Annotated in this window: 11 protein-coding genes; 7 read left to right on the plus strand and 4 right to left on the minus strand. The window is 58.4% G+C overall.

Annotated elements, in window-relative coordinates; all coding sequences use genetic code 11:
- The first annotated feature begins 238 nt into the window (after window positions 1-238).
- Window positions 239-997: a DUF305 domain-containing protein gene (locus tag BLT38_RS17960; protein WP_083346414.1), complete on the plus strand. Its 759-nt coding sequence runs from the start codon at window positions 239-241 to the stop codon at window positions 995-997.
- Complete coding sequence (locus BLT38_RS17965) at window positions 994-3,018, plus strand: LVIVD repeat-containing protein (RefSeq protein ID WP_083346415.1); 2,025 nt, start codon at window positions 994-996, stop codon at window positions 3,016-3,018. Before BLT38_RS17960 ends, BLT38_RS17965 begins: the two co-directional genes overlap by 4 nt.
- A 78-nt stretch (window positions 3,019-3,096) precedes the next feature.
- Here BLT38_RS17965 and BLT38_RS17970 read toward each other — a convergent pair whose 3' ends face one another.
- From BLT38_RS17970 to BLT38_RS17980, 3 genes are all read right to left on the minus strand, one after another.
- On the minus strand, window positions 3,097-3,414 hold the full coding sequence (locus BLT38_RS17970; RefSeq protein ID WP_083346416.1) for a DUF5666 domain-containing protein: 318 nt from the start codon (window positions 3,412-3,414) through the stop codon (window positions 3,097-3,099).
- A gap of 34 nt (window positions 3,415-3,448) precedes the next feature.
- A complete protein-coding gene (locus BLT38_RS17975; protein WP_156785198.1) occupies window positions 3,449-4,039 on the minus strand; it encodes a c-type cytochrome in 591 nt (196 codons plus the stop codon).
- Between the two features lie 432 nt (window positions 4,040-4,471).
- Window positions 4,472-5,287, minus strand: coding sequence for a TIGR03435 family protein (locus BLT38_RS17980; RefSeq protein ID WP_083346417.1), 816 nt, complete (start codon window positions 5,285-5,287; stop codon window positions 4,472-4,474).
- A gap of 220 nt (window positions 5,288-5,507) precedes the next feature.
- On the opposite strand from BLT38_RS17980, the gene yajC reads away from it, so the two are divergent.
- The 5 genes from yajC to BLT38_RS18005 all read left to right on the plus strand — a co-directional run bounded on the left by yajC (window position 5,508) and on the right by BLT38_RS18005 (window position 11,170).
- Window positions 5,508-5,831 (plus strand): preprotein translocase subunit YajC, encoded by a 324-nt coding sequence (yajC, locus tag BLT38_RS17985; protein ID WP_083347181.1) that lies wholly within the window; start codon window positions 5,508-5,510, stop codon window positions 5,829-5,831.
- A 61-nt stretch (window positions 5,832-5,892) separates the two neighbouring features.
- On the plus strand, window positions 5,893-7,464 hold the full coding sequence (secD, locus tag BLT38_RS17990; RefSeq protein WP_083346418.1) for a protein translocase subunit SecD: 1,572 nt from the start codon (window positions 5,893-5,895) through the stop codon (window positions 7,462-7,464).
- A gap of 33 nt (window positions 7,465-7,497) precedes the next feature.
- Window positions 7,498-8,445, plus strand: a complete 948-nt coding sequence (gene secF / locus BLT38_RS17995; RefSeq protein ID WP_083346419.1) for a protein translocase subunit SecF — start codon at window positions 7,498-7,500, stop codon at window positions 8,443-8,445.
- Window positions 8,446-8,527: 82 nt separating this feature from the next.
- Window positions 8,528-9,469 (plus strand): hypothetical protein, encoded by a 942-nt coding sequence (locus BLT38_RS18000; protein WP_083346420.1) that lies wholly within the window; start codon window positions 8,528-8,530, stop codon window positions 9,467-9,469.
- A gap of 84 nt (window positions 9,470-9,553) precedes the next feature.
- Entirely contained in the window at window positions 9,554-11,170 is a 1,617-nt protein-coding gene (locus BLT38_RS18005) for an energy transducer TonB (protein WP_156785199.1), read from the plus strand.
- Between the two features lie 11 nt (window positions 11,171-11,181).
- On the opposite strand, the gene BLT38_RS18010 is transcribed toward BLT38_RS18005, so the two are convergent.
- On the minus strand, window positions 11,182-12,153 hold the full coding sequence (locus BLT38_RS18010) for a quinone oxidoreductase family protein (protein ID WP_083346422.1): 972 nt from the start codon (window positions 12,151-12,153) through the stop codon (window positions 11,182-11,184).
- Between the last annotated feature and the right edge of the window lie 158 nt (window positions 12,154-12,311).

Here is a 12,311-nt window from a genome sequence, read left to right on the forward strand (position 1 = left end):
GTGTTCGTGCTGCGTTGTAGTGGCTTGAAAAGAAAGCAGGATTCTGCTGTTGCCCAGGATGACGACCTTTGGTCGCATGCGCTTCACAGTCGCGAAGCTGATATCGCCGATGTCATACAACGTGTCATAACAACGCAGCGCTGAAGTTTGACGTTGCGGTGATGCGCAGTGTGAGACATACTGAGTCACCGCTATTTTTCATCAACTGTTTTTGAACCGTTCCCCTGAGGGTTGGTGTATGGCCGTTCTTTCACGCGTTGTTGGCGTTCTGCTTTGCGGATGCGCTTCACTGGCGTTCGCGCAGGCGCCGAACATTGTGCAGCCGGGTGCTCCCGGAAAACCCACGCAGGAACTGTCTGCGGTAACAGCAGCTCCTCCAGCCAAGGAGCCAAGCGAAGCTGATGTGAAGTTCATGCAAGACATGATCATGCACCACAGCCAGGCCATTGAGATGACAGAGCTTGCGAAGACGCGAGCGACGAACCCCGATGTGCAGGCACTGGCATCGAAGATCGATCTGAGTCAGGGCGATGAGATTCGCTGGATGAAGCAGTGGCTGGCGGAGCGTGGCTATCCCGAGGCTGCTGCAGGCGGTATGGATCACATGGCAGGCATGGACCATTCGCAGATGGCGGGGATGGACCACGGCGACATGGCGGGGATGGACCACTCTCAGATGCAGGGCATGGATCACTCCGCTATGAATCACGATGGCGCGAAGAAGACCGATCCGATGGACGTGGCGCCGATGGTTGGCATGCTAACGCCGCGGCAGATGCAGGCGTTGCGCGCAGCGCATGGCGCAGAGTTTGACCGGTTGTTTCTAACCGGCATGATGCAACACCACGGCGGCGCATTGCTGATGGTGAAGGAGTTGTTTCAACAGCCGGGGGCAGGACAGGACCCACAGCTATTTGACTTTGCAAACGACGTGGACAACACGCAGCTTGCAGAGATCGACATTATGAAGGGCATTCTTCGAAAGGTGAATCCATGAAACAGTTCTCCTCGCTCAAAGCCGCGTTTGCAGTCGCCGCGGTCTTCGCCTGTTCGCTGCCGGTGCTTACCGCGCAGATGGACCATGAAAAACCGATGGCGACTCCTCCCACTCCGACCGTTTATGTAAACCCGCGCGCTCCAGAGAGCGATCCGCGCGTAGGCCTGAAGGCTGGTCTGTATGACTCGGGCGTTGCCGCCAAGGGCATCGAACTGGTGCAGACGATTGCCAAGCCGAGCGGCTTTGCTCCGGACGTCGACAAGATTCCTGCATGGGAGAATGCTGCTCCTCCCGCACCGGGCGCGCCGCGTGGCGCTGCGATTCCGGCTCCGTACGGCACCACGAACTCCGATCTTGCGTTCAAAGGCAAGTACGTGTTCGTAGGCAACTACTACGGTGTGAACACCTATGACATCACCGATCCTGCACACACGAAGCTGGTGACCAGCATGGTGTGCCCCGGCGGTCAGGGTGACGTTTCTGTCTACGGCAACCTGCTGTTCATGAGCGTGGAAGCTGCAAACGGCCGTGTTGACTGCGGCGTGCAGGGCTTTGCTTCGCTGGAAGAGGCGCAGAAGGCTCAGGCCGCTCAGCGCGAGCAGATGGCAAACATGTCGGCAGAAGAGCGGCAGAAGGCAATGGCCGGCATGATGGCCAACCGTAAGCCGGAGCCTGCTGAAAAGGACCGCGTACGTGGCGTGCGTATCTTCGACATCAGCGACGTAACCAAGCCGAAGCAGATCACCGACGTGCAGACCTGCCGTGGATCGCACACGCATACCGTGGTTATCGATCCGAAGGATAAGGACAACGTGTACATCTACGTGTCCGGTTCCGCGGGTGTGCGCGATGCGAAGGAACTAACTGGCTGCTCGGGCGCTTCTCCTGACGAAGATCCGAACACCGCTCTGTTCACCATCGTTGTGATCCAGGTGCCGTTGGCGCATCCGGAGCTGGCAAAGGTTGTGAACTCGCCGCGCATCTTCAGCGATCCGGCCACTGGCAATGCAAACGGCCTGTGGAAGGGCGGTAACCACGGTGAAGGCACGCAGACCACCAGCGCAACGCGTGGCTGCCATGACATCACGGTGTATTCGGCAGTCGGTCTGGCTGCGGGCGCATGCTCGGGCAACGGCATCCTGCTGGATATTTCAGATGTGGTTCATCCCAAGCGTCTGGATGCAGTGAGCGATCCGAACTATGCGTTCTGGCACTCGGCAAACTTCACCAACGATGGCAAGGCAATTCTCTTCTCTGACGAGTGGGGCGGTGGTGGTCAGCCGCGTTGCCGTGCAACCGATCCCATGCAGTGGGGCGCAGACGCCATCTTCTCCATTGGTCCCGACAAGAAGATGACGCTGAAGAGCTACTACAAGATGCCAGCGGCGCAGACCGACAAGGAAAACTGCGTGGCGCACAACGGTTCTGAGATTCCGGTTCCGGGACGCGCACTGCACGTGCAGAGCTGGTATCAGGGCGGTATCTCGCTGGTGGACTGGACCGATCCGGCACACCCGTTTGAAGTTGCTTACTTTGACCGCGGACCCATCAGCGGCAATAAGTTCGCCATGGGCGGACAGTGGTCAACCTACTGGTACAACGGCATGATCTACGGTTCAGAGATTGCCCGCGGACTGGATGTGTTGAAGCTGACACCGACGGAGTTCATGACGGAAGACGAGATTGCCGCAGCGAACCAGATTTCCTTCAAGGAACTGAACGTTCAGGATCAGCCGAAGGTTGTTTGGCCTGCAACGTACATCACTGCGAAGGCTTATCTGGATCAGCTTGGCCGTGGTGATTCGCTGTCGAAGGACAAGGTCGCTTCCATCAAGGCGCTGGTCAACCAGGCTGGAACGGACAAGAAGGCTGCCGCGAAGCTGAAGGGCATGGCTGGCGAGCTGGATAAGGCTGCCGCCACTGCCAAGACTCCTGCGGATGCAAAGCGCCTGCAGGGATTGGCAGAGATCTTCCGCAAGAATGCGGACGGCGCTCCCCTCGTGTTGGCTTCGCTTAACTAACTTCAACGCATAACAACAAGAGCCGCGGCCTTTACGGTCGCGGCTCTTTATTTGTCGCTTGCTGTTGCAGCTGAATTTCTAGTGGCTGTGCGCTGCTGCCGTTGTTGTTCCCACTTCCACTTCCGCCGCGAAGAACTTACCGTCTACCTTCTTTGCGTGGATGGCCACGCGGTCACCGGTGTGGACGTCTTTTGCGGTGATCATGTCTTTGCCGCGCATCCACATGGTTTTGGCGTCGGTTACGACGGGAGTGACCTTGCCGTCCTTCGGGTTCTTTACGTCGATGGAAGTCGCCGTGATGGCGGTAACCGTGCCCATGATGTGTTCCATGCCGTTGTGGGCGAAGGCAGATACGCTGAGGACGAGAGCGAGAGGTGCAGCAAGCAAGCGCTTCACGAGTGGTTCGTTTCCTTTCCTAACTACTTCCAAGTTACTTCGCGGCGGGGGCACCGTTCAGAAATTCCTGTTCCTGTTTTTCTTCTTGTAATTCATCCGGGCCCTTGGGATTCATGCCATTCATCTCTTCGACTTCAGTTGGCGTGATCTTCGGCAGATGTCGAATGAAACGGACCAGCTTCCAGGAGTCTGCGCCTTCGTCGCCGGGTGAGCCGAAGGCGGGCATTCCGGTGAGCCGCACGCCGTTCTGGATGATGAAGAAGAGTTCTCCATCGCTCAGGTTCTGCGTAGCAGCAAGTCGAAGATCGGGCGGTTTGGGGTACAGACCTTTGCCGTACATAGTGTCGCCGGAGCCGTCGTTGGCGTGGCAGGAGGCGCAGTGGTCCGCGTAGTGCGCCATGGCATCGTGCTGCACTAGCGGTGAATCTGCAATGGGGTTCTGCAGTGACTTTGCAGAGCCGGGTATGGCAAGGCTGCGGGTGTATCGTGCCAGCGCTGTTTCAAGCGCGGAGGGCGTTGTCCGCGCACTGAATCCCCCCGCATGTCGCGCCCATGCCACGACTGCCAGGGCGGCGAGGGCCACCAACAGCAGAAGGCACGCGAGCATTCGCAGCAAGGTCTTCATAGCGATGTTTCCCTCATCGGCCACGGATGAAATCAGAGTGAGTGTGCCTACAGCATACGGCGTGGAAGGCGATATGTTCGCATGCAAACGTGCGTCATTGCCCGGTGTAAGCGTCCGTCATCAACCTGCAAGGCCCCTGTAATATCACCGGCGAAATTAGCGGTCATATCAGACGTGCAACCATCTGGAAGGTGAGCGAAATGGCGTTTGCATGTCCTTTATTTTCAAGCGTAAAGTCTTCCGATGTTGTTTTCTTGCAAGTGTCCGGGACGTGTTCTACGCAGGTGGCCAAAGCGGACGTGGCTAGAGCGCCACGTCTTGTGGAGATTTGGGTTGTATCCATGGGAGTGCGTGCAGTGTCGCCGCACCTTCTACAGAACGGACGGTAGGTCTGAAGACAGAAAGAAGCGGACTTCAGGCGAACACTCGCAATCAGTCGGGTGAAGGTTTGCTGATGCTATCCACCTGGATGGCGGGAACGGCAGTCTTTGCCGAGACCAATTGCAGGCCAAGTTGCTGTTTCAGGGCTTCAAATAAACCGGGCAGATCGCTGTTCTCAGCGGTGGGAGCAGTTAGTTCGGGTGTCCAGTTCAACTTCCAGCTGTATTCCCCAGTCAACCCGGTGTGATCCACGATGGGATGGCGTTGCACCTCCGGCATGAAGCCCATGCGCATCACCAGCAGCGTCATCGATGCACCGTTGGCCGTGATGTGGCCGTCGGGACCGTCCAGCCCGTGGAACCCCTGGATGACGGCATCGGCAGGTTGGGCTTTTAGGCCAGATTTGGCGACGGTCAACTCATAGGCAGACAGAACGCGGGTGGTCTTTGACTCGCGCAGGCCGAAGCGGTCGTGCAGCAGTTCCAGAATCAGTGAGTCCATCAGGGCCATGCGCTGATTCAGTGGACCCGTCTCCAGGTCATGGGAGATGTCTACTTCTTCCGTTGCCTTAATGTCCCAGCGGTCCTTCTTTGCCCAGTCCGGCAGGTTCACAATCTGGTCGTTGGTGGTCAGGCGGTAGCAATGCCGGATCATGTCTGCCACGGTGATGCGCGTCATTTCCGCATGGCCGCCGTCAAAATTGAGCTCGTACGCGGGAGTTTCGCCCACATACGGCTTGACCGAGGTGACAGCGAAGCTGGGGTGGTCAGATTTTTGTGCCGAAATGCCAACCGGTGCTGCGGAGAGCAACAGAAGCGCCAGCAAGCTTTTACAGGTTGCAGAAGTCAGGCCAAGGGGCGAAGGCATACCCCAAGATACGTTGGGGGTGACCAGTATCTATGCGGAAATCTTGACACTGTGGCGGTATTCCTTGAGCATATTGGACTAGCACCCCTCTGTCTTTTGCCGGCTGGTGTTTCCGTCGTCCCGGTGGGAGCGGGTACTTCTGCCGTGCAAATCCACTGACATCTGGTGCATGAATTTCGCCCGCGAACCGGTTGCGGGCGTGGAATCAAGGATGTTCCCTGTGCACGCTTTGTTCGCGCTCTACTTCTTGCAATCCAGCGGCGGTTCCGCATTTGGCGGATTCAGCCTGCTGCTGCCTGTTCTTCTCATCGGCATGGTGCTGCTCACGGCTATCCCCAACCAGCGTAAGCAGAAGAAGTGGAACGAGCAGCTTTCGCAGCTGAAGTCCGGCGACCGCGTTGCTACGACGGGCGGCATCCGCGGCACCATCGTCAGCCTGAAGGATGATGTAGTGGTCCTGCGCACGCAGCCGGACGGTATCAAGCTTGAGTTTCTGAAGACCGCCATCGCATCCGTGACCACGGAGGAAGAGGCGGGACAGTAAGTTCCGGGTGAGAAAGATCAGCGCCTTCCGGCGCGGTCCTCACAGCCTTAGATAGATATCCATGCAGAAGAATCTGAACGGCAAAATCGCGCTCATCATCGCCATCCTGGTGGTGTTTCTATACGGCATCTTCGGTATCCCGCACGGCGGGCTGAAGGAGTCCATCACACGGCGCATTCACCTGGGCCTGGACCTTCGCGGCGGTACGCACATCGTGTTGCAGGTAAAGACGGCGGAAGCCGTTGCAGCCAGCAGCGACAACGATATGGTGCGCGCGCAGGACGCAGCCAGCAAGGTGGCTCCCGGAGCACACGCCACCAAGCCTGATCCGTCGCAGCCGGTCATCGTGGTCAGCGGCGTATCGCAGAACAATATGTCTGCGGTTAAGGACGCGCTGAGCGCGACTGAGTTCTCCGCATACGACCTTGCCTCCACCGCTGATGGTTACAAGATGACCATGAAGCTGGCCGAGGTGAAGGACCTGCGCGAACGCACGCTGGAGACGTCGATTGAGACGATCCGTAGCCGTGTTGACTCGTTGGGTGTGGCTGAGCCCGTGATCCAGAAGTATGGCTTGGGTGAGGATCAGATCCTTGTCGAACTGCCAGGCATTGACAATGCCGACCACGTCCGCGATGTGATCCAGTCCACCGCTCGCCTTGAGATTCACGAAGTGACCGGCGGCCCGTTCACCACGCAGCAGGACGCTCAGATGCAGCTTCAGCCGGACAGCGTTCTGGTGCAGGGCGGCAACGCGCTGGGCGACCAGTCGTGGTGGAGCCTGAAGCGCATTGCTGTCGTGCAGGGACCGGACTTCCGTGATGCTCGCGCATCGCAGGATGAAGCCGGACGCCCGGACGTTTCGTTTACGCTGACCACCGGCGCAGGCGACCGCTTCTACGCGTACACCAGCACCAACATTGGCAAGCAGATGGCCATTGTTCTGGACAACAAGGTGCGCGAAGTGGCGAACATCAACGGCGCCATCCGCGACCAGGGCCAGATCAGCGGCGGTGGATTCACGAAGCAGACAGCAAGCGATCTCTCGCTGATGCTGCGCACGGGTTCGCTGCCTGCGTCGATTGTGTTCCTGGAGACGCACACCGTCGGACCTTCGCTGGGTGCCACGAGCATTCGTCAGGGCGTGATCGCATCGGTCGTCGGCATGATGGCCGTGATGATCTTCATGTTGATCTACTACCGCGGCGCAGGCATCAATGCAGATCTCGCACTGATCCTGAACCTGGTTATCCTGCTGGGCTTCATGGGCTTCACCGGATCGACGCTGACACTGCCGGGTATCGCTGGTGTGATCCTCACGATCGGTATGGGCGTCGACTCGAACGTGCTGATCTTTGAGCGCATCCGTGAAGAGATTCGTGCAGGCAAGAACGCCAGCGCGTCCGTCTTCGGCGGATTCGAACATGCGTGGCAAACCATTCTGGATACTCACGTAACGACCATCGTCTCCGCGCTGATCCTGTTCTTTGTGGGAACGGGCCCGGTGCGTGGCTTTGCTGTAACGCTGATGTTTGGTCTGTTGGCCAACCTGTTTACGGCTGTGTTCGTTTCGCGAGTGATCTTTGACAGCATTCTGCAGCGCAAGACGCGCGGCGAAGCATTGTCGATCTAACGTTTCTGTTTCTGTAGTACCGAGGTTTCGCAAGTGGAATTCTTTCGCGATAGCAACATCGACTGGCTCAGCAAGAAGTGGTTGTTTCTTGGCTTCTCGCTGATCTTCTCCGTGGCGGGCGTGCTGAGCATGCTGTTCTGGCACCACATTCCCGTGGGCATTGACTTCAAGGGCGGCACGCAGGTGCGCGTGTCGTTTCCGCAGCAGCCTAATGAAGAGCATCTGCGCACGGCGATGGACCGCGCCGGCATTCACGATGCCAGCATCCAGCGCCTGAACGGCGCCAATGGCTACGAGGCTGTGATCACGCTGCCGGAGACGAGCGACAGCAACTCTGACTCGGCTCGTGCGACTGTGGTCAAGGCTCTGGCCACCAACTACACCGACTCCACCAGCAAGGTGGAAGATGCATATACCGTGGGACCCACGGCTGGTAAGCAGCTTACGCGTCAGGCAGGCTGGGCCATTCTGTGGTCGCTGCTGGGCATGCTGGCGTACCTGTGGTTCCGCTTTGAGTTCATCTACGGTGCAGCGGCTGTGATCGCGGTCTTCCATGACACGTTGATCACCATCGGCGCGTTCTCACTGACGAATCAGGAAATCACGCTGACGGTCATCGCTGCCATCCTGACGCTGGTGGGTTACTCCATGAACGATACGATCGTGGTTTTCGACCGTATCCGCGAGAACCTGCAGTTGATGCGTCGCGCCACGTTGAGCGAAGTGGTGAACAAGAGCATCAATCAGACGCTGTCGCGAACCCTGCTGACGTCAGGACTGACGTTCCTCACGGTGCTGGCGCTGTACCTGTTCGGCGGCGAAGTGCTGCACGGCTTCTCATTCGCGCTGGTCATCGGCATCCTGATCGGTACGTACTCGTCCATCGCGGTGGCGGCGCCCATGTTGGTGGCCTACACCGACTGGCGCTCCAGCAAGGGCAAGAGCACTGGCCTTCAGGCAGGACGCAAGGCTACGGCTTAATCCTGTCTTGCAATGCTTTACGGAAACGGACGCCGAGGCGTCCGTTTTCTGTTTTCGTAGGACATGCGATACGCTCCCTTGCATGCGTCGTTCCGTTTTTGTCCTTATTGCGCTGCACGTCGGACTTGTACCGCTCATGTCTGCGCAAAAGCAGGCTTGTCTCGCAATGGATATGCAGGAACAGAGACAGACTGCGGGATTCACTCTAAGAACATTTCTCAATGATGATTCGGAGGACTCCTGCTTTCAGATCTTGCGCAACCGTCGAGTAATCCACCAGGAAATAAATCATGAGGGTTTTCGCTACACGCTCGGCCAGAAGGCTGTGCCTGAAGTGGGCGTGCCTGCGATTCCCGATGGCACTGACTTAACCGGCAGTGGTCATCCCGACATGATTGTGACTCTCAATACGCGAGGCGCGCATTGCTGTCTGACGGTGATGGTGTACGAGTTGAAGGATGTACCGAAACGCATTGCGAAGTTCGAAGTGACGGATACGGAATACCCTTACTTCGAACGTGGCGGCAATGGCTTCTATCGCTTTCACGCACAGGATTGGTCGCTGGCGTATTGGCCCTCAAGCTTTGCTGGCTCTCCAAGTGCTTCGGTTATCTTGCGTTACACAAGCCGTGGGTATCACCTTGATCTGGATGCGATGCGAGCTCCCATGCCGTCTGAGCAGGATGTGGAGAAGGCTCGAACTGATGCCAAGGAATTGTTTGCCAATTTCGGAGCCTCGGAGTCAGGCATCTTCTGGTATTGGGTGATGCAGTGGATTTACAGCGGGCACGATGACTTAGCTTGGAATTTTGTGGATGAGCAATGGCCGGCGAACGTTCCGGGCAAGGAGGAATGGACCGGGAACTTTTGCGCCATGCTGGCCGATAGCCCGTATTGGGCTGATCTGCAACCCTTTGTGACCCACGCACCGGCCACCTGCATTTCAGCTGCAGAGGATGAGTTGCGCCAGGTGAAGGTCATCCCGAGCGGTTCAATAAAGCCGAATCTATTGCGAACGCCGTAAAACGGCAACGCTTGCAGGAATTCCGTGTCTGTACGCTTATAGATGGGTAATTCGTCCATCCCCAAGGAAGGGTTTACGCCGAGAATGCTTCAGCCGTCGCAACTTGAGGATGTGTCCGTCCGTTACGCGGATGAGATCGCGGAGATGTCCGAGTTTTTCACCACAGCCGGTATCGCTGTGGAAAAGCCCCAAGCGCTGGCGCAGGTAGCCGGTCGGTTGCGTGAGGATCGTGGGTTTCATCGTGACCTGACGTCGCATGTGTGGGTCATGCTGCATCGCCGCGGTAGTGCGGTTCGTTATGGCGAAACGCTGGGCGTGATCGCGCTGGCAGCGGCTGGCAAGCGGTTGGCTGCAGAGGCCGATGAGAACGTGGCGCATGATCTTCTGCGCTTTGTTATGGAAGCGCATGACGAGTTGAACCCACCAACTGGCCGCGCTACGACTTCCCTCCCGCCTTCGCCTGTCGTTGCGCCGATTATTCCAGCGGAGACCTTGAAGGAAGATATTGCGGAAGAATCCACAGTTCCCGCTCCGACTGTGGTTAACATTCCACGAATTGCGCCCATTGCTCAGTCCCCTGCTGTTGTCGCGGCAAATCGCACCGAGAAAGAAGCGTTACCCACTTTTCCTGAGGCTGTTGAAAAGCCGTCGGCAAGGCCCGTGTTGGACACGCCGATTCGGTTTTCACGAGTGGATGTGGAGCCTGCCGACGAACCCCGGCGCAAATCCTTTGTGTGGGCTGGCCTGGCGGCTGTACTTCTGCTGACCGCGTTGGCCGGATGGTGGTTCTATCGCAACACTTCCGCCGCGCCTGAGGCTGTTGCGGCTCCCGCTCCGGTGGTTGAGGGGAATGCCACTCCGACGCCTGCGCCCGAAGCGCCGGTTGTGACGCAGTCTGTGCCGGAAACGCGTGCCGCAGAACAACCCTCAATGACCATTGCGCCGATCAAGCCTTCGGCAGCGCCGAAGGGCAGCCGTCCGTCACGTGCTGCGGTGCCTTCGCATCATCAGGCTGTTCCTCCGCGACAGACGTATGCGGCACCTTCTTCCGCGAGCGCTGCTCCGTCCGGTTCCCAGCAGGTGGCTGCCGTTACGCCTCCCCCGATGGGCGTTTCGCGTCCTCCTGCGGCAGCGTCTGCACCGACTACGTCTTCGCCTGCGCCCATCGTACGGTCCCCTGCAAGTGCGTCGAAGCCAGCGGCCCCCACAACCGTTTCCCCCGGCGTCCTGTCGAAGCAGCTTGACCGCCCTGGTCTAACGCCGGAGCAGGAAGCCGAGTTCGATAACACGGGGCGTCGCTACCCGCATCTGTTGCGCCGCACTCCGCTGAACAACAACGACGTCTTGATGGCGAAGGCCAATGTGCCGCCTCTTAATGCAGCGAATACCGTGGCAGTGTCAGCGCCGACAGGAACGGTGCGGCCCACGTCGCTGGGAGTGATGTCCTCAAACCTCATCTACAGCCCGGCGGCCGCTTATCCCCCTGCGGCCTCGGCCGCGCATGTGGCGGGTGCGGTCAAGGTGGAGGCTGTGGTGGACAAATCCGGCAATGTGGCCGCCGCGCGTGTGATCAGCGGTCCGCCGCAGCTTCGTGATGCCGCATTGAACGCAGTGCAGCAGTGGCGCTACAAGCCTTATGTGCTGGGTGGCAAGGCTCGCCAGTTCACTACACAGGCGCTGATGGAGTTTGAACTCCAATAAGGTTGGAACGGCTAAATCGTGACGACCATGCGCGGCTCGCCGGGTGCCTGCCATGCTTCGGCAATCTTCTCCAGCGGTAGAGTTGCTATGGCGATTTGAAATGCGCCCTCCGCCGCGCCTTCGAAGACGTGCGCAATGCCTTCCATCAGCTTGTTCATCGGAACCGATTTCAAGCCGCTTCCCATGAGCTCGATTGCGGAAGAACGCAACGCGGCTGCGGGCAGATCAATGCTGTTTTCGCCTGAGGCAGAGCCAATCTGTACAAAGCGAACGCGGTGACCATCTTCCACGTTGCGCGCAACTGACGCGATGATGGCGCGTGCGCTGCCGCCCCACAGATAATCCAGCACCACGTCGATATCGTTGCGGAAATGTGGTTTTAACGCCTGTTCGAATGCGTCTGCGCCTTCGGGATGATCGGCGTCGATGGTGAATGGGATCGCCTCATCCGCGCCCAATTTGCGGAGCGCCTCCAGCTTTTCCGCGTTGCGACCACTGACCAGAATTCGTCCAGCGCCAAGATACTTCGCGATCTGTACGGCCATGCTGCCTGCGGAACCGGTGGCGCCGTTGATCAGCACTGTTTCGCCGCGGACGAACTTTGCGCGTTCCACTAACGCGGCCCATGCGGACATACCGGGATTCGCGATCGCCGCGGCGGTCACGTCGTCCAAGCCATCGGGGAGTGGGATACAGAGCTTTTGGTCTACCAACGACTGTTCCGCAAGTGCGCCGAACGGTGTTTCCGGGAGGGCGAAATAGACGCGTCGACCATCCTGCGTGGTGCCTGTGCCATCCACGCCGGGGACCGAGGGAAACACGCCCTCAGAACTGTAGTGAGCGCCGGAGGAGCGCATCTTGCTGAGGTGGCTCAGGGCCGATGCGCTTACGTTCACAACCACTTTGCCGTCAGTGGCTTCCGGCTTACGGAATTCGCCGAAGACGGGAGGTGCACCTGCTGCTGGAATGATGGCTGATTTCATGGTGTTCTTGATCCTCACGATTACGGGCGATGTAAGGTTTGGATGCCGCCGAGGTGTGGCGCGACGCGGCGAGGCTTGTCATGGAAAATTCTCTTTCATGCCGAATCCTTCGATATAGAAATGTCATCAGAAAGAGCGCACGATCAGAATCCATTTCT

The organism is Terriglobus roseus (assembly GCF_900102185.1).
In the GTDB taxonomy this organism is placed as follows: domain Bacteria; phylum Acidobacteriota; class Terriglobia; order Terriglobales; family Acidobacteriaceae; genus Terriglobus; species Terriglobus roseus_A.

What these genes read in the sequence shown, in the direction of transcription:
- BLT38_RS17960 (WP_083346414.1), top strand. Translation starts at nt 239, where the DNA reads ATGGCCGTTCTTTCACGCGTTGTTGGCGTTCTGCTTTGCGGATGCGCT.
- BLT38_RS17965 (WP_083346415.1), top strand. Translation starts at nt 994, where the DNA reads ATGAAACAGTTCTCCTCGCTCAAAGCCGCGTTTGCAGTCGCCGCGGTC.
- BLT38_RS17975 (WP_156785198.1), bottom strand. Translation starts at nt 4,039, where the DNA reads ATGAAGACCTTGCTGCGAATGCTCGCGTGCCTTCTGCTGTTGGTGGCC.
- BLT38_RS17980 (WP_083346417.1), bottom strand. Translation starts at nt 5,287, where the DNA reads ATGCCTTCGCCCCTTGGCCTGACTTCTGCAACCTGTAAAAGCTTGCTG.
- secD (WP_083346418.1), top strand. Translation starts at nt 5,893, where the DNA reads ATGCAGAAGAATCTGAACGGCAAAATCGCGCTCATCATCGCCATCCTG.
- BLT38_RS18000 (WP_083346420.1), top strand. Translation starts at nt 8,528, where the DNA reads ATGCGTCGTTCCGTTTTTGTCCTTATTGCGCTGCACGTCGGACTTGTA.
- BLT38_RS18005 (WP_156785199.1), top strand. Translation starts at nt 9,554, where the DNA reads ATGCTTCAGCCGTCGCAACTTGAGGATGTGTCCGTCCGTTACGCGGAT.
- BLT38_RS18010 (WP_083346422.1), bottom strand. Translation starts at nt 12,153, where the DNA reads ATGAAATCAGCCATCATTCCAGCAGCAGGTGCACCTCCCGTCTTCGGC.